We start from the raw sequence: 24,928 nt of genomic DNA on the forward strand, positions 1-24,928 counted from the left end.
GGCGTTTCATCAGTTGAATGATCATCAACGATGATAATTTCTTTATCGAGGTTAACTGTCTCGACTTGAGCAAGGATATCAGGCAGGGTTTTCGCCTCGTTGTAACAAGGTATGATCACTGAAAGTAATGGACGATTCACGGTTGTTTTCTGTTTGCATGCTCAGAATGGGGCTTTTTGCCTGGGATCTATGTGTGATCAATGATTGGAATAGATGGCTATCCAGGTGAGATATAAAGTATTATCTCCACTTCATACTATTCAGGTATGTGATCAATCACCAGTTGGTTTTGGTTGGGTGGCTGCGCTGCGACGAGATATCGTTATTGCTTCGAGTAGCACAATGATGGCTGCGGCAGATACCACTCCAGCCAGAGCTGCAAGAGCGACCTGAGTTATCACCTGACGACTAATAACTGCCTGAGGGAGACTAACAGTGCCGAGATAACGCACCGAAACCTGAGGAGCAGCGTCTGAGAGTCTCAACTCTTCCACTCGCCGCATTAAAACATTCACCAGATCGAAGGCTACATCGCGGTTTCGGACCAGGTCACGCTGACGACCATTTAATTGTTCGAGTCGTGCCTGTGCATCGGCTAGTCGCTGATACAGTTGTTTTGTTGCCTCAGGGCTTAACTCTTCAAGTGGTAACTCGCTCAATCGTGCCGCTTCGCTGCGCACTGCGCTTTGCTCGGCTTCAAGCGCGTCAATCAGGCGGTCAAGGTCTGCTACTGTTACGCTAACACTGTTGGCAAGCGAACTGTCAAGTTGCAAGATTGGGCGGTTACTGTCTTGATCGCTTAAATTACGAATGCGCAAGAGCAATGCCGCTAAGGCGTCAGCAATGTTAACTTCGTCTTCCGGTTGGTTGTCTAGCCGTTCACGCAACAGGCGAGCGTCGCGCAGAATTTGTTCCAGGTCATTGCTGCGCAGCAGATAATCTCTGAACAGATCTGTTCCTGCGGTTCGAGAACTGTTAATCAGGTCGTTCAAGCGCCGAACATCTTGATCTGCTTCGGTAATCTGGCCCTGAGCAATAAAAGATTCTAATGCTGCTTGTGCTGCATAGTAACGCTGGAGGGCATTAGTCAGTTGCTGCTGCACCATCTCAAACGAAGTGGTATCACGGGTATATGTTTCGTTAACCATTCGGGCATATTCTTGTGCCCATACGGTTACTAATTGTTGAGCTTCATCGTTCGTTTCAGCCCTGGCAGTGATCCGCAGCAGATCACCATCGGTTGTGAAGGTGAGTTTGCTGAGCAGTTCATTTGCGCGATACTCTCTGCCCAGCGCCTCTGCTACTCGTTGCTCGAGTGTTACATCGCGGGCTAAGGCCAACAGGGCTTCGCGCTGGTTAGTTGTAGTGGTGAAGAGCAAGGAGTCTCTGCTGGTAAAGCGGGAGTCTAATGTGATCTGGGTATTTGCCGGTATGATTAACAGTGATGCGCTGGCAAAAACAGTGGGTGTGCGAGGTACCGCTGACACACCTGCGATGAGCGCTGACCCTATCGCGACGCCGACGATAATCCACCAACGGCGTAGAAGAGCGAGAAGATACGGTTTCAGGTCGATCTCTTCTTCTTTTGCCACGTTCATCAATTTGTCCTTTAGCCTTCTCGTTGACAGCGCAGATTGTAGCAGATTATCGTTCTATCCGTCAATATGTTCCGCGCGACATCGTTTCGGTCATGGTTGTTGGGTTTTTCTTGTTGGTCTGAAGCCGGTGTTTCGCTAATACAGTTGGTATCGTGCTTACGCACTATAAAGATATCGGGAATTCGTTTCGCGATCGCTGAAACCTATGCACCGGAATCGAACCGTTTCGCTTTGAAATACATCTTGACGGATACCATGCTTTCGGCTAGGATCGAACCAACCTGATAACGCATTGCGATGTTCGCAGCGAACGTTACCCACTCATTTGAGGCATACATGGGTGTATCTCTTAATCCAACGATTTTTCGCGCCTACGACATTCGTGGCATCGTCGAAGTTGATCTTGATGAGGGTATCTACGAGCGATTAGGGCGCGCCGTCGGTACGCTGTTCCGCGCCGAGGGGCGTCAGCGAATTGTGGTTGCGCGCGATGCGCGGTTGAGTTCACCTCGTTTCCAGGCAGCCCTGATAGAAGGCTTGCGCGCTACCGGTATGCATGTGTTCGATATCGGTATGGTGGCAACGCCAGTGATGTATTTTGCCGTCGAGGCACTCAATGCTGATGCTGGCGCTATTGTGTCGGCCAGTCATAATCCGCCTGAATTTAACGGGCTTAAACTGCGCCGCTCCGAACCGCAGTTTGGTTCTGAGCCGTTACCGTCAGAGGCTATTCAGGAGGTGGGAAGGCTGGCGGCCAGCGGTCAGTTTGTTCAGGGTCAGGGTAGCTGTGAAACCGTCGATATTGGGCCGGCTTACATCGAGTCGGCCCGGCGCTGGCTGGATTTCGGCAACCGACGCCCCCGTGTCGTGCTCGATGGGGGCAATGGTGTGGCCGGGCCACTGGCAGTGGCAATGTACGAAGCGCTGGGTATTGAAGTGATCCCACTCTTTATCGAGCCGGATGGTACCTTTCCCAATCATCATCCCGATCCTCTCAAAGTGGAGAATCTGCGTGATCTGCAGGCAGCAGTGCGAGAACATCGCGCTGATCTCGGCATCGGTCTCGATGGCGATGGTGATCGTCTTGGCGTTGTGGATGAAACTGGTGAAGTGGTCTTTGCCGACCGTTATCTGATCGCGCTGGCCAAGACTTTTCTGGCCCGGCGCAAAGGCCCGGTTGTGTTCGATGTCAAGTGTAGCGCTGTCTTGCCCCAGGCTATTCGTGATCTGGGTGGCGAGCCGGTGATGTGGAAAACCGGTTACACCAGCTTGTCGGCTAAGATGCGCGAAGTTGATGCCGTGCTGGGCGGCGAATTGAGCGGCCATACGATTTTTCCTTTTCCTGGCCGCTATTTCGATGACGGCGCTTTCGCTGGTGCTGTCCTGTTGCATGCCTTGGGTGAATTAGGACAAACGCTGCGCGAAGCGCTCGCTCCATATCCGATGCTGCCCTCAATCGATGAAGGGCGCATCCCCTTCCCTGAAGATCGTAAGTTTGCGCTGATCGCATACCTTCGCGATCAATTTACCGGCAAGTATCCATTGATCGACATTGATGGAGTGCGGGTTGATTTTGGCGATGGTTGGGGATTGGTGCGGGCTTCAAATACCGAGCCGGCCATTACCACTCGCTTTGAGGCCCAGACATGGGATCGCGTCTACGCCATTCGCGACGAGATGCTGAGCGTCGTTGAGGAGTTTCGCACAAAGGTATGAGCGTGTATCGACGCCCTTTGCTACAGGCGTGGGAGGCAGCTTACACGGCTGAACTTACTCTTGACCAGCTCCGCCGCCGGACAGCGACTGTTGGCGCTGCGTTAGCCGCTCAGCAAATTCGTTGTCTGATCGCTTTCGATACTCGCTTTTTAGCTAATCTCTTCGCTCAGACACTGGCTCAGGATTTGACAGCGCAAGGGGTGTCGGTCTTGCTAGCTGATGCGCCGGCGCCGTTGCCTGCCATTCATCACGCGCTTGATCGCAAGCAGGCCGGTTGTGCGCTGTATGTCTCGGCGCGCAATCAACCATACTACATCGGCGGATTGATCCTCATTGGCGATGAGAAGAGTGGGTTGAGTCTCGATCCCTCGCCTGATCCCCTACCACCAGTGATCTTTCCGCCAACTACGTTGCCCGAGTCAACGGTTGATCTGCGTACTCCCTATCTTGAAGCGCTGCGCAATGTACTCGATCTCGAAACGATCCGTCGTTTGCCGATGACCTTCTTCGTTGACGTGATGGCCGGCACGACTGCCGGTATGGTGTCGGCGTTGCTCGGCGAAGGTGGCCAAACTCGGGCAATCGAAATCAATCGCGATCCCGATCCGCTCTTTGCGCGTGGCGCGCCACAACCGTTCGCTGCCAGTCTCAACCGGTTGCGCAAGCTGGTGCGCGAAAGTGACTCTCATCTCGGCCTGGCTATTTCCGGCGATGGCACTGCGCTGGCCGTGGTTGATCCTGCCGGCGAGGTGCTCGATCCGTTCGAGACCGGCTTGTTATTGGCTGGCTATCTCGCTGCCCATCACCGACAGCGTGGATTGGTGATTGTGCCCTCGCCGGCTGCGCACAGTCCACTGCAAGTGCTGCCAAAATATCTGACGGCCTGGCAAGAGGCAACCGGTCACCGCCTGGAGATCTTGCAAAATGGCTTGTACAGTGAACGGCAGCCGGTGGTTGCGATGACGGCTACCGGCGAGGTGTTGCTCAGTCGTTGGAGTGCCTGTCCAGATGGGTTGCTGGCCGGCCTGCTGATGTGTGAAGCAGTAGCGCGTAGCAATGGTGGTCTCCGTGCCCTCTGCGCAGCGCTGCGGTCTCAGTTTGGTGTCTCGTGACAGAGCCGCAATTATGTGCAATCGTTCAGCGTTCGCCTGGATCACGGCACTAGCTTGCAGCGAGTAGATACCGCATGAAACACATTCTCAACCGCCTGAGCGCTCTCCGTCACTTGATCCCTTCGCTCTCGCTGACCTTCGTCGGTGTGGTATTGCTGTCGCTCGGTGTAGCCTATCTGTTCATTCACGCCTATCGCACAATCGAAGGTTTACCCGAGGTGGTCTGGTGGCTTACCTTGCAATTTCTGCCGCGCTTGTGGCGCGGTGTTCTACTGATGACAGTCGGTTTGCTTGTGCTGGCTGGCGGTATCTGGCAACTCAGTGGTGTAGTCGTTATTCCACGGCCCAGTCAATTGCTCGCCGATCAAGAACTGGTGCTTGGCTATGATCAGGCGCAACGTCCGCGTCGCATTGTTGTCATCTCAGGTGGGGCCGGTATGCTGGTGTTGTCGGCTTTGAGCGATCAGGTAGATCGGATGACCTGTATTGTGCCGATCACTGATCCGGTTGAATATTACTATCGCGCATCCGGTTTGCTCAATCAGCCCAACGTCTATTATGCCGCTCCGACACCAATGCCGCTTGAAGTGATAGCTGAGCTTGATGACGGCACACTGATCGATGTCCGGCATATCCACTTGCAGACTGAACTGGCTCCACGGCGCGTGCAACGACTCCACTTGAATCAGACCGATCTGCCGCCACTGACCAGAGTCGCAGTTGAAGCCCTGCGTGACGCTGATGCGATCGTGCTGGGTCCGGGAAGTCTGTTTGAGAGTATCTTGCCCAACTTCCTGCTGACCGAGTTTGCTGAGGCGGTGCAGCATAGCACTGCGAAGAAGATCTTTATCTGTAATCTCATGACCGAACCCGGTCGCACGACCGGCTTTCGTGTCGCCGACCACATTCGCGCTATTAAAGACTATGCCGGTATTACACCCGATTATGTGTTGGTCAATGCTCAGCGGATTGATCCAGAAACGACTCGCATCTATGCTGCTGCCAATCAGACGCCAGTGTATCTTGATCCAGGCGACTACGAAGAGCTGACGACGCTGCCCGGCGATACCCATGGCCGAAGAGGAGTGATCATTGAAGGTAGCATGGTGATTGAAGCCGATCTGGCTGCTGCGGTGATTCAGTATACGACCTCTCTCGACAATCCTCAGCAGAGTCGGGCAGTGCGCGTGTTGCGCCACGATGGGCAGAAACTGGCTGCTGCCCTCCTTGAGTTGCTGCGCCGGGTTTGAGGTCACCTTTCTGGCGTCGAGACGGGCTACGCAGAATGCTACGCCACTATCGAGCGCGCGCCACCGCCACAGTGTTGGGTTGGCTGCGGTCTTCGCCGTTTCTTCCGTACACGCTCATCATTTTGCGCTTGTGATTCTGTGCAGGGACAATACAGGTCACAGTCGGCTTGTTGGTTACAGTTGTGAGTGGTGCGAGATTGCGATACCTCGTGATCGTTGCGCTGACTGCGACTTGATGTAGCGCCTCTTTCCGTCCTTGTATTCCTTGCTCAAGCGTTGTTCACCGCTGTATAAGCGGAATATGTATCGGCGCTACCGTTGCTTGTACCGGCACACTGCTCGCTGTTGGCGCAGTTGCAGGTGTTGGTGTGGCGGTGGCGGTGGCAACAGGGCTGGTGGGAACGGTTGGCGTGGCGGTGTCAGTGGCCGCAGGGCTGGCGGGAACGGTTGGCGTGGCGGTGTCAGTGGCCGCAGGGCTGGCGGGAACGGTTGCGCTGGTAGTTATCGCGCTCAGACTGGTTGTGGTTGGAGAAGGGGCAATAACTGTTGGAATATAGATGGTGCTGGTAGGTGTTGGCGAGGGATCGGGTTCGCGAGGAAGATCGGCACAGAGCACATTCGCCCACAATTCGGCCATTGCGCTGAAACCAGCAGCATTGGGGTGAATATTGTCGGCATTGCCGTTGCTGGGATTGATTGTAATGATCTGGCTTTGATTGATAGCAAAATGGCTGTAAAAGTCGGGGCCTTGTCGGATCGGTGCGTTGTCATCAAGCTCATCGATCAGCTCGACGATACTCTCGTTAAATGCCAGGGTCGTCGCGCGACGTGTCGCTGCCTGGGTTGCCGTGCCATCGTTGCGCCACGGTAAACGGGCTACCCACAGCGCAAGATCGGGTCGATCCTGGCGTAGAGCGGTAATGACTGCACGCAAATCCTCTTTGTATACGCTGGCCGGCATCAAGTTGTTGTAAGGATTGGTTGTTGACACTGCTGTAGCGTCATTTGTGCCAACTTGCAGCAGCACATGCCCGGCGCCAAGATCGGTAATGTGCTGGCGATAGATTGCCGCCTTCCCCAGCACATTTAAATAGCCGCTAGTGCCGGTCCGGTCTGAACCGGTAGTGTTGCCATACAGATCGCGCGCTGTGCGAATGCCACTGAAACCATCATTGAGGATAAAGACTGGACTGTTCAGACACGTTGTCAAACGGTCATTTAACTCAATTTGATAACCGGCATAGTAGATATTTTGATAGCCAGCGCTATCGGCCTGCGTATTATCCGATTGCGGATAATTGCGGCCATCGGTGCTGCGTGGGTAACCGCTGTCAGGCGCCGGTGGCATAGTAAATGGATAGCCGTCGCTGGCACCACTAAGTGACGATCCCGGCGGCAAACGGTAAAAAGCCCACTTCCCGGCGGTAATCGAGTCGCCAATGCTGACAAATATCCGTCCGTACCCAACCGGATCGATGGTGCGGCTGAGCGTTCCCGGAGTGCCATCGACCAGAATCGTAGCTGTCACGCTATACTCGGCCCGTCTGGGTAGAGTGATCGTGACGCGGAAGCCATTGGTGTCGTCGGTGTCATCAATAGTCTGAGCAAAACCGGGACCGCTCACGCTAAAGCGAATTCCGTTGAAGCCTTCTGGTGGATCGGTAATGGTCGCCTGCAAGCGTAGGGTTGGTTCAGTCTGAATGTAGGGGATCTGAAAGACATCTTTTGTGGTCAACGGGCCTGGCGCGGGTGTTGAGCCTGCCGGCAGGTCGGCGTCAACAATCAGCATACCCGTGACAGGATCAAGCGGGCGCGGCGTATCATTAGCATCAAGGATGGATAACGTCAATACCGGTTCGGTTTGAGCCGGCTGAATGGTAAACGCGCGCGTCTCGGCTGGGCCAGGTGGAAGCAGATGCATGTACTGGATCAGTAACTCACCGCTTGTATCATCGTATTCAGCCAGATAATCGCTCCCCTCCGCCAGCGTTACTCCAGCGCGCCGAACTGTTGGCATGCCACCAGTCCAATTGCTGATCCGCAGGCGCGGGTAGCGAACAATGCCGTCTGGTGGGATGACAGTAACGCCGGTCGCCGTCAGTCCTGCTTCACTTGCCGTAGCGATACCGGCGAGCGCCGGTTGGGATTTCGTCGTCGATAATTCATCCACCGTCCATGCATCAAGGTAGAGCAGCCATTGTTGCATAGCTGGCGTGATGATCACCGGCTGCAACGCTGCGCCAGCGCCAGGGTCAGGCGCGAGATGGGGGCCGGTCAGCGTTGTCGGTGCGCCGGCAAGGTTGATGGCGATATGACCACCGGCCCAGACTTCGTAGGTAATTGAAACATCGTTGACGGTGTAGCGAACCAGGGCGCGTAGCGGCGAAGTATGCATTAATTCTGGCGACGCCAAGAGAGGGTTGCCGGCGATGTTGCGGGCAACAACCAGCGATGCCGATTCTGCCACCAGATTTCTGCTGCCTTTGGGATCACGGCGCAAGTCGCGCCACTCGCTCAGCCCATTAGACGTAAAGACTAGCGCGAATCGACCGGGCATGGTTATCTCTATCCGATCGTTCGTGATCATTCGCGCTCGCAAGCCGCTGGCTGGCGATTGGGCTGTTGCGAGTGGATGATTGTTGCGCAAGCCAATGGCTGTGCCGAATATGATTACTATTGTCAACAATAGCAGGCGATGCCAGGTGTTCATACTCGTTGTGTAGTGCTGTAATGACCCATCTTACAATGTAGCCCTATGTAGATGGCAGGAATGATCGGCAGCCTCTGGTTTTTCCATCTCTGCGCAACAGCAACCGAGATGGTTGATAACTGAGACGGATCAGCTTTGTTCATCGCCGTTACCAATCCCTGACAACGCATCGGTCAATCGCTGGCCAGATACCGTTTCCACAGCGGTTCGCCAACAGCTTTTTCACGCGGTTTAGGCTCGATCATCGGCGTTGTCGAAGGTTGCCTGAAGGTCGGCACCAGGCGATGAAGTGTTTGTAGCAGTAAAGGCGTATCGTTATTCAAGCTAGCGAGTTCGAGGATCCGAATCTGGTCGGCGATGGCGCGTGGCACTAACTGCGCGGCATTGCGGGCGATAAAGATCTTACTATGGGTTGTGCGTTCGTATGTCTCTCCCTCGACGAACAACTCTTCATACAGTTTTTCACCAGGGCGAAGACCGGTAAACACAATATCGATGTCGCGCCCCACCTGCAAACCAGAAAGCTCGATCATATCGCGGGCCAAATCGACAATTCGAATGGGTTCTCCCATATCGAGCACGAACACCTCGCCACCTTTGCCGATCACCGCTGCCTGTAGCGTTAACTGCACTGCTTCGGGGATAGTCATGAAGAAGCGGCGCATCTCGGGATGAGTGACCGTTACCGGGCCGCCATTAGCGATCTGCTGCTTGAAGGTCAGCACCACCGAGCCGCGCGAACCGAGCACATTGCCAAATCGAACCGCCACGAAGGATTGTCCGCTCTGGCGCGCCGCTTCATGCACCAGCATCTCAGCTACGCGCTTGGTCGCCCCCATCACGCTGGTCGGATTGACCGCCTTATCGCTCGAAATCATCACGAAATGGCTTACCCCAAACTGGATCGCTGCGCTCAGCAGGTTGCGGGTGCCGATGATGTTGTTGGTTACCGCCTCTACAGGGTGTAGCTCCATTAGCGGCACGTGCTTGTGAGCGGCGGCGTGAAAGATGATCTCGGGCTGGTACTGCTCGAAGACGTGCATGACTCGCTCAGCGAAGCGGATGTCGGCAATGACGGCGCTAATCCTGATTGAGGTCGGCGCTGTCCGGCGCAGTTCTTGCTCGATAGAGAAGACCGAATTTTCGCCGTGACCGAGAATGATCAATTCTGCCGGGCCGGCGCGCAGGATTTGACGGCAAAGCTCTGAACCGATCGAACCGCCACCTCCAGTGACCATTACTCGTTTGCCGGCCAGTAAATCATGGACAGCAGCAATATCAGTTTGCACTGGCGGTCGGCGTAGCAGGTCTTCGATCTGTACGTTGCGCAACTGATTGACGCTGACTTTGCCATCGAGCATTTCATATAGACCGGGCATGATCTTGGTCTTCACCCCGGTGCAGTCACAAAGTTCGACAATACTGCGAATGTCTTTACCGGCAGCCGATGGCATGGCAATAATCACATAGTGTGCTCGATGTTCGCGAACCAGTCGTGGTATATCGTATCGATTCCCCAGCACCGGTACTCCGTAGATGTGCATACCGTGTTTAAGCGGATCATCATCCAGAAAGCCGACGGCAACCATCCCCAATTGCGGGTTATCGCGCATCTCGCGCGCAATCATAGTGCCAGCCGAACCGGCGCCCATAATCAGCACCCGTTGCATTTTTCCATTTAGCTCTCCTCTGCGCTTGCGCAGCAGCACTTCACGATGCCAGCGCCAGCGCGAGAGCAGGCGTGGCCCGATAGTGACTGTTAGCCCAAGCAGAAAGAAGATGACAGGCACTGAACGGGGTAAGAGCACGAGCGGTGTGAGATTGGCAACGATAAAGACGACCGGAATGCTAATGATTATTGCCAGCGAGATGGAAGCTATCAACAAGAGCAGTTCGTCAATAGAGGCATGACGCCAATAGCGCGAATAGATCCCCAGACGCTGGAAAATGATGAGATGAACTGGTGTGGTAATCAGGGCCAGGACTCCCCATCCGGCCAGAGCTGCGCCGGTGGGGGCAGCGTCGAGTCGCACCCAAAAGCTGAGATATGCAGCCAATGGTAACAACACGGCATCGAGCAGGAAGAAATAACGATTGCGGAAATGATACGGGAGAGCGAGCTTCAAGCCAGGCTCCTTTCCTAATCGCTGCCTTGTGTAGACACAGCGTGTTTGAGGGAGACGCGGGCCAGAACGACGCTGCTCATACTTGATGACATCCTTATGCTATTGGCCTCAGGTGAACAATCGATGTGGTGTTTCGGGCAAAGTGATGAACATCTTGTTAGAAAGCTGGCCATTTGCTGATTAGCGCAATGCCGCTCGTAGATGATGCACAACCTCAGCCACCTGTTCTTCCCGCATGACGCTGGAGAATGGCAACGCCAGCGAACGATCGCCGAGTTGTTCGGTCACTGGAAAATCACCCCGTTCGTAACCAAACCGCTCCCGGTAGAAAGGTTGTAAGTGGATCGGCGTAAAGTAGGGGCGGCTGGGAATGCCGGCAGTGGCCAGTCGTTGCATAACCTTGTTACGGTCGGCAGGTGGCAGAATGCGAACGACATATACAAACCAGCTCATATGAGTAGTGTACGGCCTGAGCTGTGGCCGTTCGATCAGTTCGAGATCGGCCAGTTGTTCGTGATACCACGCCGCTACCTGCGCGCGTCGCGCGATCAGTTCCTCGATTCGTTGCAGTTGGGTCACCCCGAGCGCGGCACTGAGTTCGTCGAGTCGGTAGTTGTACCCGAGGCGCGTGTGGTTGAGCCATGCATCAAACACGTCTCGACCCTGATTGCGCAAAGAACGGAAAAGCGCGGCCCAGTCGTCGTGGTGAGTGACGATCATTCCCCCTTCGCCGGTCGTCATCTGTTTGTTGGGATAGAAAGCAAAGACAGCGGCATCGCCTAGCGTCCCGGCCTTCCGCCCTTTATATGTGGCGCCAATCGCTTCGCAAGCATCTTCGATCACCCACAAGCCATATTCGGCGGCAACAGCGTTGATCGGATCCATATCGGCAGGTTGGCCAAAAGCGTGTACCGGCATAATGGCCTTGAGGGTGCCGATGGAGCCATGGTGACGGGGCAACCACCGCGTTGCTGCCGCGCCACCGCGCATCAGATCGGTCACGGCTTCGGCAACAAGATTCGGATCAATATTGCCGGTCACCGGATCAACATCGACAAAGATCGGAATTGCCCGTTCGTAGAGAATGCTGTTAGCCGAAGCGATGAAAGAAAATGGCGTGGTAATAACCAGATCTCCATCACGGGCGCCGGTAGCGATACAGCAAAGATGCAAACCGCTTGTGCCGGAATTGACCCCAACCGCGTGTGGCGTGCCGATGTAGCGTGCCATTGCTTGTTCAAAAGCGACAATTTGCGGCCCAATGCTGAGCTGGTTGGTTTGCAACACTTGATGTACTGCGGCAATTTCAGCCTCGGTAATGTCGGGTGAAGACATTGGAATTGGCACAAAAAACCTCCTTGGATCAGGCGCGCCGCACATATCAGAGAGAGCGGGATCTGAAAATACCGTTCGGCGCGCGGCGAGTTGACGGCTATCTGGTTCATCAGCCTGGTTCACGAACCGATGATTTGTATACCATCTGATTAATGGTGCGCGATCATAAAGAGGTAAGACATCGCGCAGGAATGGTAGAAATGGTCGGTTTGCCATTCGCAGCCACGAATTCATCGTGTTGTTGCCGCGCAGTAACTCGCACTTATTCCCCCACCGCTCGCGCTTGCAAGACCTGGGCTGGCACGCCAATAACCACCGTTTCGGCCTCAACGTCTCGCTGTACCAGCGCGCCGGCGCCAACGGTACTCCACTCGCCGACGCGGCGCCGGGGCATCACAATTGCGCCAATGCCGATGAGTGCGCCAGCACCGATGATCACCTCGCCACCGGTGTGGACGCCAGGCGCAATATGAACGTGATCGCCGATCTGATTGTGATGATCGACCGTGCAACCGGTGTTGAGAATCACATTTGCGCCGATAACACTGCCAGGATTGACAATTGCTCCCGCGCAAATCATGGTGCCAGGGCCGATGATAGTATCTGGAGCGATGATTGCAGAGGGATGAATAGCGCAGGCAAAGCGTTCTCCTTGCGCTTTCAGGGTGGCGAAAAGGCGTGCCCGCAGCCGGTTGTCACCGATTGCAATCACTATCCTATCGTGCGGAATTGCGCTCAGCGCTGCAATTGGCCCTAATACCGGCAATCCCTGCGCAAGCTGGCCGTGATGACGGGGGTTGTCGTCGAGATAGCCGATAGGTTGATGATCGGCGCCTTTCGCGGCAGCCTGCAAGAGAATGTCAGCGACAACCTGACCGTGACCACCGGCGCCAATGATGAGAATGCGTTGAGTCATAGACCTGACATTTCCACCCGGTTAAGACCAATTTCCGTTACTTCCCGGCCTACACCGATGAAAAGATTTGCGTCGTTCAATCAATTCTGGCAAGAGCATTTAATCACTGCTCACCGCTGGTGGTGGTTTAGGTAGCGGTGGTTGTAACGGTGAGCCACGAAACTCTTCGGCGGTAGCGTGTCCGGGTTGGCTGATTCCCTCTCGCCTGATCACTTTCCAGATGGTGATCGCCAGTATCTTTAAATCGAGCCAGAACGAGAGTTGATTAACGTATTGCACGTCATAGGCAAACTTTGCTTCCCACGAAATGGCATTGCGACCATTGATCTGCGCCAGACCGGTAATTCCTGGCAAAACCTCATGTCGCCGTCGCTGTTCTGGCGTATAGCGGTCGAGGTATTGCATAAGCAACGGTCGCGGCCCAACCAGACTCATGTCGCCACGCAACACGCAAAAAAGTTCGGGTAGCTCATCGAGACTGGTGCTGCGGAGGAAGCGTCCGAACGGCGTGAGGCGCTGTTCATCGGGCAAGAGCCGGCCCTGCGCGTCACGGGCATCGGTCATCGTGCGAAACTTGAGCATCATAAATGGACGACCGTGCAATCCAGGCCGGCGCTGGCGAAAGATTACGCCCGGACCCAGTTTGATCCGTATTAACAGGGCGATAATTGCCATCAGCGGCGCCAGCGTTATCAGTGCTGGAATAACTATGGCCAGATCAAGCAGACGTTTCCCGTAGCGACGGTACATAGGCGGCTCCCTGTTCGCGTTATCCGGTGAGACGCCATCATCGTATCAAGGTGAGATGTCAGTTCAATGAATGGAAGGTGAAGGGAGGTGACACTCTGTTATAATTACGAAGAATTGTTTCAACGTCTTATCAGTCAGGTGAGTAACCAGTGTGATCAGATCGAGGCCGGTGGCTTTACCAGGTCCTTCCCGTTTTCATCGCGCGGTGGCAAATTGAGGAATCTTTGTTATGCGCCGACAAGCTTCTTCGCTGTCTATCATTGGCTTGATCGCTGTTCTGCTCATTTCCAGCATACCTTTTCCGCCGGCCAGCAGGGCTGCTCCTGAGCAACCGACTCGCCTTACCGCTTTTGGCATGAATACCTACTTTAGCGGGTTAGAACGCTTGCCGCAGAATCGCAACGATGATCTGGCTGCGTTGATCAACGCCACGCGCGAACTCGGAGCCGCATGGGTGCGCGAAGAGATCAGTTGGGCTAACCTCGAGCCTGGTCAGGATAGCTTCACCTGGAATTTGATGGACGCAGCATTGCTTCAGGCTGCGCAGGCCGGTTTTGGCATTATCGGCATGCTGTTGACCACGCCAGCATGGGCACGGGTCGGTGATTGCGGCAGTCGAATCACGCGCAACGGTGGATCGGTCAACTATTGGTGTCCTCCAGCTAATCCGCAAGATTTTGCCGATTTTGTGGCGGCAGCAGTCGAGCGTTACGATGGTGATGGCAATAGCGATGCGCCTGGTTCACCGCGGGTGTCAGTCTGGCAAATCTGGAATGAGCCAAACAACTGGGCAACCTGGCCGGGTGAAGCGAGCGAATATGGCGCGTTGCTGGCTGCCGGCTACGCCGCCGCGAAAGCTGCCGATCCAACGGCTATCGTTGCTACCGGTGGCGTCTACATCTTCGACGGCGGTACCCGCACCGGTGGCAATCGTGATGGGCTTGAATTTCTTGGCGCGGCGTTCACTGCCGTGCCGGCTGCACAAACCAGCTTTGATGCCCTCGCCATCCATCCGTATATGCCTGATACGGCACCTGATCGAGCGGGCCTGTTCGGCCTGGTGTCACTCTGGGGCCGGATCATTAATGCCCGGAGCTGGTTAGATGCCAGGAGAGGGTCAGCAGTGCCAATCTGGATCAGCGAGCTGGGTTGGTCAACATGTAACCTGACTTCACCCGTTTGCAAAAATGAACAAGAGCAGGCCAGCTATCTCGCGCGCAGCTATGGCATTGCGCTGGCGCTTGGTGTGAAACATATCAATTGGTTCCAATTAGAAGACAAATTTGATAGCCCGGCAGGTGATCTGTGGGGTAATGCCGCATTGCTGCGCAATCGCAATCAGAGCTATGCCCGCAAGCTGGCGGCCAATGCCTACGCCACGCTGGCACATCTGCTCGATGAGGCAACCTTTGTTGGGTTCGGCCCATTGCACAGCTACGTTCATCAGAACAATGCCCTGATTCCGGCTGCGCGCTACCATCTGCGGTTCCAGACTTCTACCGGCGCGCTGGTTGATATGTTCTGGACAACCGGCAATCCTGAAAATCTTTCACTGCCTCTTGAATCAGGTCGCTCGGCGCAACTGATCAGTCGCGATGGCACCGTTCTGGCCACCAATCTGGTCAGTCAGGCTCAAATTCCCTTCAGCGGCGCTCCGGTCTATCTGCGTCAGGACACCCCGCCGCAACTCGCGGTAACGCCGGGCAATGTAACCATACTGGCCTCGCCCGCCGACCCTGCTGCTACCTATGGCATAACTGTGCAGAATCTCGGTTCCGGCAACATGAACTGGAGCGCGAGCGGCGGCGCAAGCTGGTTGACGCTGGAAACCAGTAGTGGTAGCGGTCATACCAGCCGGTTGCGTTACCGGGTCGATCCGAACGGATTGGGGCCAGGTGATCATACCACCAGCATTGTCGTTGACGCTGGCAGCGCCGGTGCGCAAAGCATCACTATCACGTTGCGCCTTGTCACAACGCTTTACCGGATCCACATGCCGCTCATCGCGCGTTGACGATCCGCGTCGGGTTATGGTAAGATAAAGGCCGTTGCTTGATAACCGGCATACGAAAAGGAGAGCGCTGTGAGCGCAAAGAAAATGAAAGTATTGCTCGTCAAAGATGTTGAGCATCTGGGCAAGGCGGGCGAAATCAAAGATGTGAGCGGCGGTTTTGGCCGTAACTATCTGATTCCGAAGGGTTTTGCCGTCCTGGCGACCCAAAGCCAGATCAAGCAGGCCGAGGAACGGCTGGCTGCGCAGCGACGCAAGGCTGAGGCAGCGCGGAAAGAAGCCGAGATGCTGGCTGCCAGACTGGCCGATCTGACCTTAACCTTCGTAGTCAAGGTTGGTGAGCAGGATCGCTTGTACGGCTCTGTCACGAACGCCGATATTGCCGCGAAACTCCACGAAGTGGCTGGCGTTGAGATCGATCGGCGCAAGATTGCGCTCGAGGATCCCATTAAGCGCACTGGGGAGTATGAGGTTCCGGTCGAGCTGGCCAGCGGAGTTTCGGCTAAACTTAAGGTTGTGGTGACCGGCGAATAACTGCCCTCACAAGCTAAATTGTTTGCCAATGTGCCGCAATTCGCGGCACATTGGCGTTTTATACCGATAATGTGGATAACCGGTGGGCAATGGGGGAAGAACGGTGGAAAAGCGGGAAGATCGGATCGAACGCAGCATTCCCTTCGATTTGCAGGCCGAACGAGCCACGCTCGGCTCGATCTTGCTCGAACGCGACGCGATTATCGCTGTTGCCGGCTGGCTTCCCTCAGAGTACTTCTATCTCGAAAAACACGCCCTGATCTACGAAGCGATGCTGGCGTGTTATAACCGGCGCGAACCGGCAGATCTTGCCACCGTTGCCGCCGAACTGCGTCGGCGCGGGCAACTCGATCTGATCGGCGGCCTCACGATGTTGAGTGAGTTGGTGACCGAGGTGCCCACTGCCGTTCACATCGAGTACTATGCTCGCATTGTCGAACGCACCGCGCTGTTGCGCCGCCTGATCGAAGCCGGTGGCCGAATTGCCGCTATGGGTTACGATGAGGCGAGCGATCTGGAAGAGACCCTTGACCGCGCTGAAGCTGAACTGTTTGCCGTTTCGCAACGGCGCAATAACCAGGATTTTGTTCATATCGGTCGCGTCGTCAACACCCTCTTCGCACAGATCGAATCGATGCAAGAGCGGCGCGGTGAGGTAATCGGTGTTCCGACCGGTTACCACGATCTCGATCAATTGACCGGTGGTTTACAGCCGAGCGATCTGATTATTCTGGCTGCCCGACCCAGCGTTGGGAAAACGTCGCTTGCCCTTTCGCTGGCCTACAATGTCGCTTTTCACGCCAGTGGCACGGTCGCCATCTTTAGCCTTGAAATGAGCCGTGAGCAGTTAGTGCAGCGCCTGCTGGCGATGCATACCGGTATCGACATGCAGCGACTGCGTACCGGTAATCTGCGCGGTGAAGAACTGAGCGTGGCGATTGAGGGGTTGGGAGTCCTCTCTGAGTTGCCTATCTACATTGAAGACACCCCTGGCCTGAGTATCACCGATGTGCGCGCCCGCGCTCGCCGTTTACATAGCGAAGTTGGGATTACGTTGGTGATGATCGACTACTTGCAACTGATGTCGGGTCGGCGCACCGACAATCGAGTCCAGGAAGTCAGTGACATCAGTCGTGGCCTTAAGGCGCTGGCGCGCGAGCTAAACGTGCCGGTCATTGCCCTCTCACAGCTCTCGCGCGCGGTGGAAGGTCGCCAGAGCCACGTGCCAATGCTCAGCGACCTGCGCGAGTCGGGTTCAATCGAGCAGGATGCCGACATTGTGATGTTTATCTATCGTGAAGAGCTGTACGACAAAGAGACTGACAAAAAGGGAATTGCCGAGATCCATATTGCCAAGCACCGTAACGGTCCGCTTGGCGTGATTCCGCTGCGCTTTGAACCGCGTACCACTCGTTTCCAGAATCTCGAACGCTACCACGCGCCAGAAGGTTTCTAAGCAAGGTGACGCAGGTTGTCTGTCGGGATTGGGCCCGGCTATCTATCCGATCACTGGGCATTGCGATAGCAATCGGAGCGCAAAACGGGCTGATGCGACGCTTGACGCTCTTGCCAAAATCGACCGGATATGGTAGGATATAAGGCGCGAAGGCGGGTAGCTCAATTGGCAGAGCAGTGGCCTCCAAATCCACCGGTTGCAGGTTCAAGTCCTGTCCCGCCTGCCATTTTTTATGCCGGCCAGCCAAGCGGGGGCGTGGCAGAGTCCGGTTGATTGCGTCGGTCTTGAAAACCGAAGGACGTAGCAATGCGTCCCGTGGGTTCGAATCCCACCGCCCCCTCCAGTTATTGTTATGGGGAGGTCGCATAGTGGCCTAGTGCGGCGGTTTGCTAAACCGCTAGGGGGGCAACCCCCTCGAGGGTTCGAATCCCTCCCTCCCCGCCAGCATCGCCCGCAGGTGATACTGCGGGCGATAACTATTCAGCGATGTTGCAGAATTGCAACAAAAATGGGCGATAGGCCCTGGCGTGGGCGCTTGATTCAACCGGCGCCATGCTCTAGCATAAAAAGGCAATCTGTTTGCCGAGCCATCGCCGCGCATTTCATCAACCGGCGCCAGCTTAGTTCTGGTCTGTATTGGCAACGGAACCGCAATGCGCGGCTTGTCAAACAATCCGCATTAACGATAATCTGAGCGAGGCAACGATGCCAATCACGGTAGAACATGTCACGCATTTTCTGTCCGTAGCGGCGAAACTGATTCATGCTCACCGCGATGAGCTAACGGCACTTGACGCTGCCATCGGCGACGCCGATCACGGCGCTAATCTGGATCGCGGTCTGGCAGCAGTTCTCGCTCGGCTACCTGCCGTTGCTGATAAGGATATCGGTACGGTATTGAAAACGACCGGAATGACGATTGTCTCCACCGTGGGAGGGGCGTCAGGGCCATTGTACGGCACTGCCTTCGTGCGCGCAGGGATGGCGCTGGCTGATCGTCATGAGCTTGGCGCTGAGGATGTTGCGCTGGCACTGGAAGCGGCTTTAGATGGAATTGTCGCTCGCGGCAAAGCCCAACGTGGCGAAAAAACGATGGTTGATGCACTGGCGCCGGCTATCGATGCTTTGCGCGCTGCGCTCGCCGCCGGTCAACCGTTGGATCACGCTTTGCAAGTTGCGGCGGCAGCGGCCCAAGACGGGGCGCTGGCTACGATCCCGATGCTGGCTATGAAAGGACGGGCTTCGTATCTCGGTGAGCGCAGTATTGGTCATCAGGATCCTGGAGCGACTTCGACGGCGTATATCCTGCGGGCGTTGGCGATGACGTGTAGCCGTAGTGAGGAGGTGGCATGATCGGGCTGTTGATCGTCTCGCATAGCGCGCGTCTCGCCGAGGGAGTGCAAGAATTTGTTGGTCAGATTAGCGGTGGTCAGGTCCCAATTGTTGCTGCCGGTGGCGTCGATGATGGGGCATTGGGCACAAGTGTGGAACGTATTCTAAACGGTCTTGAGCAGTTACGTTCTGTCGATGGGATTTTGGCGCTAGTCGATCTGGGGAGTGCAGTGCTGAGTGTTGAGACCGCGCTAGAGCAGTTTACCGGCCCACCCGTGCAAATCAGTAATGCGCCACTGGTCGAGGGCGCGTATCTGGCAGCGGTTGAGGCAACTAATGTCGGGGCGACGTTAGAGCTGGTCGCTGCCGCTGCTTTGCAGGCGCGCGAATTGATTAAGGTGTATGAGTAGGCCTATGACCGAAGTTGTCTTGACTGTCAATAATCCGGTTGGTTTGCATGCTCGTCCGGCTAAGCTCTTTGTGGAAACGGTGCGATCCTATAAGAGCGTCGTCACAATTCAGAATCTTAGCCGACCACAGACGAAAGAGGTTCCGGTAACGGCTTTTAATCTGTTGCAGATCGGCGTGCGCCAGGGGCATCAGATCCGGTTGCGCGCCAGTGGCGAAGATGAGGCCGAGGTGATCGCTGCACTTACCCGACTGGTTGAGGAAAATTTTGGTGAGTAGCGGTTAAGAGGTTTATGAGCAAGGTATTACAGGGAGCTGGAGGCGCCGCCGGATTGGCGCTCGGCCCGGCCTTCCACTGGCGTCGCGCCGCAGTCACGGTCGATCCTCCCGGTGAAACGACCGAAATGACGCTGGCTCGCTTCCGCAAGGCGCAACACCAGGCTGCGGCTCGGTTGCGCGCGCTGGCTGAACGGCAACGAGCTGCCGGTTTACGCGAGGCCGATCTGTTCGATGCCCAGGCGCTCCTGGTCGAGGATGATACGTTGACCGATGGCGTCACTGCGCTGGTGCTGGAAGGGCAATCGCTGACCGCCGCTATCCAGACGGTGGTGGCGCAGATGCAGGCCGTCCTGGCCGATCTTGACGATCCATATCTGCGTGAACGCGCTGCCGATATGGCTGCGGTTGGCGTTGAACTGCTCCGCGTATTGGCTGGCGACTCCTCTCCTGCCCCTATTCCCCCCGGCGCAATTGTGCTCGCCGATGACCTCACTCCCGCCGAGACGGTAGATTTGCCGAATCATGTGGCCGGGTTTGCTACCGCTGGCGGCGGTCCAACCGGACATACCATCATTCTGGCGCGGGCCCGCGGTGTTCCTGCTGTGGTTGGGTTGGGCGAGTCGATTTTGCATGTGTCAGATGGTAGCTTGCTATTGATCGATGGTGATGCGGCGACAGTGTTGATTGATCCCGACGATGCTGATGTTCAGGTAGCGCAAGAACGGATGGCCACTTTGCATGCGGCGAGACATCGCCAGGCTGCCCTGCGTGATCAACCAGGTCGGTTGCGTGATGGTCGCCCGGTGGCGTTGTGGGCCAATATTGGCCGACCGGCTGAAGCGCGCCTCGCCCGTGAGCATGGCGCCGAGGGGATCGGATTGTTTCGCACCGAGTTTCTCTTCCTTGACCGCGATGCGCCACCTGATGAGGAAGAGCAATACGCTGCTTATCGGGCGGTGATTGCTGAGTTGCCGGATTGTCCGATTGTCATCCGTACCCTCGATATTGGTGGCGATAAGCCGTTGCCCTACTTGCCTCTGGTTCCTGAGGCCAATCCGTTTCTCGGTGTGCGTGGGTTGCGGGTATGTATGCAACGTCCCGATCTATTGCAGACACAACTCCGCGCCCTGCTACGCGCTGCGGCTCATGGTGACATCTGGATCATGTTGCCAATGGTTGCCACTCTTGCCGATCTGGTCTGGGCTCGCGAGCAACTGCGTCAGGCAGCTCAGGAGCTGGCGTCAGCCGGGATTGACCACCGTCCTGATCCGCCGCTAGGGGTGATGATCGAGACACCGGCAGCCGCAGTGATGGCCGATCAACTGGCTCGAGAAGCGGCTTTTTTCAGTATCGGCAGCAATGATCTGGCTCAATATACGCTGGCCGTTGATCGGGGGCATCCGGCATTGGCAGCGCGTTATCAGGCCAGCGATCCGGCGGTGTGGCGAATGATGGATCTGGCGGTTCGCGCTGCCCAACAGGCCGGTATTCCCATCGGCATCTGCGGTGAGCTTGGTGGCGATCCGGCGGCTGCGCCAGCGCTTGTTGGATTGGGTTTGAACGAGCTGAGTATGTCGCCAGCCCTGATCCCTGCCGTCAAAGAACGATTGGCGCAGATAACCTGGGCTGAGGCGCAGGAGGCTGCGGCGCGCGCATTGGGTAGATGAGATACGCTGCGTGAGGATTTCCCGCTGCATGCATTGGCGCATGATGCGTGTCTGCGACGGATGATAGCCCTGGATGCGAATGTGATACGCGATCTGTGCGTTTCGTTTTTCCCTGCAAGTGGGTGGAACAGAGAATATTCCCGCTCCGGTGATCGCCTTGGCTGCGGATAGTGATTTTGGGCTGGTTCCATGTGTACCCGCCCTTGATGGTGGCTGTGTCAGCACCGGATTACGGTGTTACTCGAATGATAGCATATTCTGCCCAGACATACGGATTGCCGATCTGATCAACGGCAGTTGCCTGAATTGCAATTGGCGCTGCGCCAACCGGCGATGAGCCGGCAACCAGCGGTATTGTGAAGGTGTTCCCAACCCCTGCTGCCAACAGTCCGAGATCGATCGTCATCACCTGCCCGGTGACGCTACATGCGCCAGGCGCGCTGGCGCATGCGCCTGCGACGAAACCGATCCCCTCAGATAATGTGATTGTGAGTTGCAGATCACGCGCTGCGCCAGCGGTCGGCCCACCGGCTTGATTAGTGTAGTCAATAGTGAGATTAAATGCGCTGCCAGCAGGAATGGTTGTTGCTGACGGCGTTGCTTGCAGCGTCAGTTCCGGCGCTGGCGGCGGAGTGAGATAGATCGGCACGCCCGTCTGTCCCTCTTGCGCGAAATGGTTTTCATCGACGAAGCTACTCGTGCAGGTCACAATTTGCCACCACCCTGGCGTCGGATTTGCAATCACGTCGCCACCGCGGGTTGTGGCGGTACCGTTGTTCCACTGACCATCAAATGAAGCCGTACCAGCAATGCCTCCACTCTGACCGGTAGGATCGTAGAGTGAGCCGGGCGGGTAGTAGCGCACCCATGCTCGACTGGGATTCTCTCCTTCAAGGTCAAAGTTGTGGAAAGCGACACTGCTTTGCCCCGGCGCTACATACTGGTAAAACGTCGTGCAGACTGGCGTTCCCGGCGGGTGACGCAGGCTTTGCCGCAAAATCCCTTGCACAATCTCGTCGCCAGTGCCGGGAATGCCATCGAGATCGACCGTCGGCGAGCCGCTCCCGGCCCAACCGCTGCGCGCGGCCCAGCCGTTGGTGTCATTGTCAGGCACGCTGGACAGGAGCAGGTAGATTCCACAGGGCGTTGGTCCGCTGATGCCCGGTAGACTCACCCAGGTTGTGGCATCGCCGGTATTGGGCGCGTAAGTCGCGCTGGTAACCAGCGTGCCTGTTGAAGGTGGATAACCGTCACCGGCCTGCCAGCCTGTCGGCATGCGGTAGAGGGCGAAAGTTGCTGTCTCAGCGCTACCGCGGATTACGTCGCGTGGGTTGGTAGTCGGGTTGATCGATGGACTAAGCAGTTCGACGACCAGTCCGCCGCTGACGCCGCACGGCACATCGATCCGTATCACCGAAGCCCCTTCGCTAGAATTGTAGAAATTCCAGCCGTAGTCATTATAGTTAGGGCCGGCAGTTTGCAAAGCAGTTGGGTTTTGGGTCAAGAGCGTTGGGTTGCTATCGATGATCGTTACGGTTGCGGTCGCCGGTTCACCCAGATTTGCGCCGATAGGATTGTCTAGCGCAACCAAAACCGTCTCGAATGGCGCGTCGGCGGCGCTATTGTTCCACAGTGGAATGGTGAAAGTCTGGCTGACGACTCCCGGCGCGAAGCTGAGCAGACCACTGACCGGCTCATAATCGTGCAGCGTGCTTGAACCATCGCCGGCCTGGGCAGTGCCGCCGGGTATGGTAGCGTAATTGACGGTTACAGTGCTGGTTGTAACCTGGCTGAGCGTGACTGTCACGGTCGCGACCCCTACGCTCTCATTCGCGAAGATATTGCTGGCAGCGAAACGCAGCGCTGGTGGATCGTCGTTGCGAATGATTCCTGTGCCTAGCCCATCAGTTAACACAACTGTCTCATCACTGGCCGGCAGGCCCGGCATTCCAGGCATTGTTGCCCTCGGATTACTCAGATTGACGGTAAAGAATTCATCATCTTCCGATAGGGTCTCGCCGATAATGCCTACCGGTAACGAAACCAGTATTTGCCCGGCTGGAATGGTTAAAGTGCCGGTAATTGCGTTGTAATCGAGTCCAGTGATGGCTGTGCCGTCTGTGGTAGTGTAATCGATCAAGATGTCGCGATCCGAAATGCGATTGAGCTGGACAACAAAGTTCGCGTTGGCGACGCCACTATTGCCTTCGAGCCGAGTCACATCATTGATCCTGATTCGTACCGGCTCATTATCGCGATTGGTGAAGTTCAGGCTGGACGGAATGAGACCATCGTAGAACGGATCGGCGCTGATTGCAGGCGCGAATTGCACCACGAATGGCTGATGTCCATCTTCAAGAGTGTCATTAACTCCACTAACGATCAAGGTAGTATCAAGATTCCAGTTTGTGTTATCAAAGATGATCGTATTGGGTGTCACACTCCCTTCAGAAGGATCACTCACCGAAACGCTCAATTGCACCGGCGCGGTTGGTTGACTGGCCAGGCGAATTTGTAACGTAACGCTATCACCACTTTCGGTAACAACCAGTGGCCCGAATGGGGTAGTGATGATAAAGCCAGGCGGATCGTTATCGAGAATGGTCAATTCTATCGATGGCCCGGCCAGTCCGTCGTAAAATGGATCGGCGCTGCTGGCGGTTTGCGGGATAAAGATGGTCTGATTGGCTTCAGCAATATTGTCATCGGGCACAAAGATCGTAACGAGTTGAGGCGTATTCCAATTTGTAGGCGTAAAGATGATATTGGCTACAGGAACGCCATTAATCAGCGCTACTCCCTGGCCATCGATAGTGACCGTAACATTCTCGGTTGGCTGCGTATTCAATTCAATCGTATAGCTGGCAATGCCTCCTTCAGTAACAGTTAGTTCAATTTCACTGGGAATAATACCCGGAATATCATTATCATTCACCGTAACCGGCAATCCAATCCCGCTCAAGCTATCATAGACCGGATCGCTGCTGGAGGCGGAGTGCAATACCAGCCGCGCGCGCGCCAATTGCGCAATCTGATCGATGTCGGGTTCGAGCAGAGTCACGGTTTGGGCGACGTTCCAGTTGCCCGGCGTGAAGGTCAGCGTGGCGGTTGCATTGCCGTTAACGAGCAGGAATCCCTGCCCATCAATCGTTACCACAACATCATCAGTCGGCGCGCTGGCAAGGGTAAGGTTGTAGCTGGCAGACACGCCTTCAATCATTGTTAACGAGGTTGGGGTAAAGTTGAAGCCGGCATTGTCATTTTCCAGGATGGTAATAGTGAATGGGGCTGATGGCAATGCGGCGTAGACCGGGTCGCCACCGCTAAAGGCGTGCAACAGCACTACGTCATAGCTGGTTCCAATCGGTGCCTCGTCGATTAGATCATCGATTGCCTGTACCGCAATAGTCTGTGAGACATTCCAGGTCGTGGGCGTGAAGGTGAGGGTCAGGGTGGGTTGTCCGTTAAGAGTGACCTGACCTTGCCCGTCAATCGTTACGATGACATTCGCGGTGGGCTGGCTGGTCAGCGCGATGGTGTAGGTTGCTGCCGGCCCGCCCTCGGCTATTGTCAGCGTGGCAGGCGTGAAGGCAAGGCCGGCGTTGTCATTCTCGTTTACGGTGACGACGAACGGCGCTGATGGCTGTGTGTTGTAGACCGGGTCGCCACCGCTAAAGACATGTAACAGGGTCACCTCGTAGCTCAGGCCGGTAATTGTCTCGTCGATT

Annotated in this window: 18 protein-coding genes and 3 tRNA genes; 13 read left to right on the top strand and 8 right to left on the bottom strand. The window is 55.9% G+C overall.

Annotated features, from left to right (window positions below):
• Positions 1–140: glycosyltransferase family 2 protein (locus tag Q0650_RS15760; protein ID WP_367280830.1), on the bottom strand; the 140-nt coding region annotated here is incomplete at its 3' end.
• Between the two features lie 132 nt (positions 141–272).
• Entirely contained in the window at positions 273–1,598 is a 1,326-nt protein-coding gene (locus Q0650_RS15765) for a lipopolysaccharide biosynthesis protein (protein WP_298820666.1), read from the bottom strand.
• A gap of 336 nt (positions 1,599–1,934) precedes the next feature.
• Here Q0650_RS15765 and Q0650_RS15770 point away from each other — a divergent pair, with 336 nt between their 5' ends.
• The 3 genes from Q0650_RS15770 to Q0650_RS15780 all read left to right on the top strand — a co-directional run bounded on the left by Q0650_RS15770 (position 1,935) and on the right by Q0650_RS15780 (position 5,676).
• Positions 1,935–3,314 (top strand): phosphomannomutase/phosphoglucomutase, encoded by a 1,380-nt coding sequence (locus Q0650_RS15770; protein ID WP_298820670.1) that lies wholly within the window; start codon positions 1,935–1,937, stop codon positions 3,312–3,314.
• A complete protein-coding gene (locus Q0650_RS15775; RefSeq protein ID WP_298820672.1) occupies positions 3,311–4,426 on the top strand; it encodes a phosphoglucomutase in 1,116 nt (371 codons plus the stop codon). Before Q0650_RS15770 ends, Q0650_RS15775 begins: the two co-directional genes overlap by 4 nt.
• A gap of 74 nt (positions 4,427–4,500) precedes the next feature.
• A complete protein-coding gene (locus Q0650_RS15780; RefSeq protein ID WP_298820674.1) occupies positions 4,501–5,676 on the top strand; it encodes a 2-phospho-L-lactate transferase CofD family protein in 1,176 nt (391 codons plus the stop codon).
• 280 nt (positions 5,677–5,956) lie between these two features.
• On the opposite strand, the gene Q0650_RS15785 is transcribed toward Q0650_RS15780, so the two are convergent.
• The 5 genes from Q0650_RS15785 to Q0650_RS15805 all read right to left on the bottom strand — a co-directional run bounded on the left by Q0650_RS15785 (position 5,957) and on the right by Q0650_RS15805 (position 13,513).
• Positions 5,957–8,233, bottom strand: a complete 2,277-nt coding sequence (locus Q0650_RS15785) for an SGNH/GDSL hydrolase family protein (RefSeq protein WP_298820677.1) — start codon at positions 8,231–8,233, stop codon at positions 5,957–5,959.
• A 326-nt stretch (positions 8,234–8,559) separates the two neighbouring features.
• Positions 8,560–10,512, bottom strand: coding sequence for a nucleoside-diphosphate sugar epimerase/dehydratase (locus tag Q0650_RS15790; RefSeq protein ID WP_298820680.1), 1,953 nt, complete (start codon positions 10,510–10,512; stop codon positions 8,560–8,562).
• Positions 10,513–10,692: 180 nt separating this feature from the next.
• Positions 10,693–11,859 carry a DegT/DnrJ/EryC1/StrS aminotransferase family protein gene (locus Q0650_RS15795; RefSeq protein WP_298820682.1) on the bottom strand — a complete coding sequence of 389 codons (1,167 nt, stop codon included), beginning with the start codon at positions 11,857–11,859 and terminating at the stop codon, positions 10,693–10,695.
• Between the two features lie 250 nt (positions 11,860–12,109).
• Positions 12,110–12,763: an acetyltransferase gene (locus Q0650_RS15800; protein ID WP_298820683.1), complete on the bottom strand. Its 654-nt coding sequence runs from the start codon at positions 12,761–12,763 to the stop codon at positions 12,110–12,112.
• Positions 12,764–12,862: 99 nt separating this feature from the next.
• Positions 12,863–13,513, bottom strand: a complete 651-nt coding sequence (locus tag Q0650_RS15805) for a sugar transferase (RefSeq protein WP_298820684.1) — start codon at positions 13,511–13,513, stop codon at positions 12,863–12,865.
• Positions 13,514–13,742: 229 nt separating this feature from the next.
• On the opposite strand from Q0650_RS15805, the gene Q0650_RS15810 reads away from it, so the two are divergent.
• The 10 genes from Q0650_RS15810 to ptsP all read left to right on the top strand — a co-directional run bounded on the left by Q0650_RS15810 (position 13,743) and on the right by ptsP (position 21,200).
• On the top strand, positions 13,743–15,527 hold the full coding sequence (locus Q0650_RS15810; protein WP_298820686.1) for a BACON domain-containing protein: 1,785 nt from the start codon (positions 13,743–13,745) through the stop codon (positions 15,525–15,527).
• 84 nt (positions 15,528–15,611) lie between these two features.
• Positions 15,612–16,058, top strand: a complete 447-nt coding sequence (rplI, locus tag Q0650_RS15815) for a 50S ribosomal protein L9 (protein ID WP_298820701.1) — start codon at positions 15,612–15,614, stop codon at positions 16,056–16,058.
• 103 nt (positions 16,059–16,161) lie between these two features.
• Complete coding sequence (gene dnaB / locus Q0650_RS15820; RefSeq protein WP_298820688.1) at positions 16,162–17,514, top strand: replicative DNA helicase; 1,353 nt, start codon at positions 16,162–16,164, stop codon at positions 17,512–17,514.
• A gap of 150 nt (positions 17,515–17,664) precedes the next feature.
• Positions 17,665–17,740, top strand: a tRNA-Trp gene (locus tag Q0650_RS15825).
• A gap of 23 nt (positions 17,741–17,763) precedes the next feature.
• Positions 17,764–17,857: transfer RNA gene (locus tag Q0650_RS15830), tRNA-Ser, on the top strand.
• Positions 17,858–17,868: 11 nt separating this feature from the next.
• Positions 17,869–17,958 (top strand) — tRNA-Ser (locus Q0650_RS15835).
• Positions 17,959–18,219: 261 nt separating this feature from the next.
• On the top strand, positions 18,220–18,867 hold the full coding sequence (gene dhaL / locus Q0650_RS15840; protein ID WP_298820690.1) for a dihydroxyacetone kinase subunit DhaL: 648 nt from the start codon (positions 18,220–18,222) through the stop codon (positions 18,865–18,867).
• Positions 18,864–19,256 carry a dihydroxyacetone kinase phosphoryl donor subunit DhaM gene (gene dhaM / locus Q0650_RS15845; protein WP_298820691.1) on the top strand — a complete coding sequence of 131 codons (393 nt, stop codon included), beginning with the start codon at positions 18,864–18,866 and terminating at the stop codon, positions 19,254–19,256. Before dhaL ends, dhaM begins: the two co-directional genes overlap by 4 nt.
• 4 nt (positions 19,257–19,260) lie before the next feature.
• Positions 19,261–19,533, top strand: coding sequence for an HPr family phosphocarrier protein (locus Q0650_RS15850; protein ID WP_298820693.1), 273 nt, complete (start codon positions 19,261–19,263; stop codon positions 19,531–19,533).
• 14 nt (positions 19,534–19,547) lie between these two features.
• Complete coding sequence (gene ptsP, locus Q0650_RS15855) at positions 19,548–21,200, top strand: phosphoenolpyruvate--protein phosphotransferase (RefSeq protein ID WP_298820695.1); 1,653 nt, start codon at positions 19,548–19,550, stop codon at positions 21,198–21,200.
• Positions 21,201–21,429: 229 nt separating this feature from the next.
• On the opposite strand, the gene Q0650_RS15860 is transcribed toward ptsP, so the two are convergent.
• Positions 21,430–24,928: Calx-beta domain-containing protein (locus tag Q0650_RS15860; protein WP_298820697.1), on the bottom strand; the 3,499-nt coding region annotated here is incomplete at its 5' end.

The sequence above is a fragment of the uncultured Chloroflexus sp. genome (genome assembly GCF_937129525.1).
Lineage (GTDB): Bacteria > Chloroflexota > Chloroflexia > Chloroflexales > Chloroflexaceae > Chloroflexus.

Bases quoted from the DNA above. Each gene is read 5' to 3' on its own strand.
- Q0650_RS15765 (WP_298820666.1), bottom strand. From the start codon at position 1,598: ATGAACGTGGCAAAAGAAGAAGAGATCGACCTGAAACCGTATCTTCTC.
- Q0650_RS15770 (WP_298820670.1), top strand. From the start codon at position 1,935: ATGGGTGTATCTCTTAATCCAACGATTTTTCGCGCCTACGACATTCGT.
- Q0650_RS15775 (WP_298820672.1), top strand. From the start codon at position 3,311: ATGAGCGTGTATCGACGCCCTTTGCTACAGGCGTGGGAGGCAGCTTAC.
- Q0650_RS15780 (WP_298820674.1), top strand. From the start codon at position 4,501: ATGAAACACATTCTCAACCGCCTGAGCGCTCTCCGTCACTTGATCCCT.
- Q0650_RS15785 (WP_298820677.1), bottom strand. From the start codon at position 8,233: ATGCCCGGTCGATTCGCGCTAGTCTTTACGTCTAATGGGCTGAGCGAG.
- Q0650_RS15800 (WP_298820683.1), bottom strand. From the start codon at position 12,763: ATGACTCAACGCATTCTCATCATTGGCGCCGGTGGTCACGGTCAGGTT.
- Q0650_RS15805 (WP_298820684.1), bottom strand. From the start codon at position 13,513: ATGTACCGTCGCTACGGGAAACGTCTGCTTGATCTGGCCATAGTTATT.
- Q0650_RS15810 (WP_298820686.1), top strand. From the start codon at position 13,743: ATGCGCCGACAAGCTTCTTCGCTGTCTATCATTGGCTTGATCGCTGTT.
- rplI (WP_298820701.1), top strand. From the start codon at position 15,612: ATGAAAGTATTGCTCGTCAAAGATGTTGAGCATCTGGGCAAGGCGGGC.
- dhaL (WP_298820690.1), top strand. From the start codon at position 18,220: ATGCCAATCACGGTAGAACATGTCACGCATTTTCTGTCCGTAGCGGCG.
- dhaM (WP_298820691.1), top strand. From the start codon at position 18,864: ATGATCGGGCTGTTGATCGTCTCGCATAGCGCGCGTCTCGCCGAGGGA.
- Q0650_RS15850 (WP_298820693.1), top strand. From the start codon at position 19,261: ATGACCGAAGTTGTCTTGACTGTCAATAATCCGGTTGGTTTGCATGCT.
- ptsP (WP_298820695.1), top strand. From the start codon at position 19,548: ATGAGCAAGGTATTACAGGGAGCTGGAGGCGCCGCCGGATTGGCGCTC.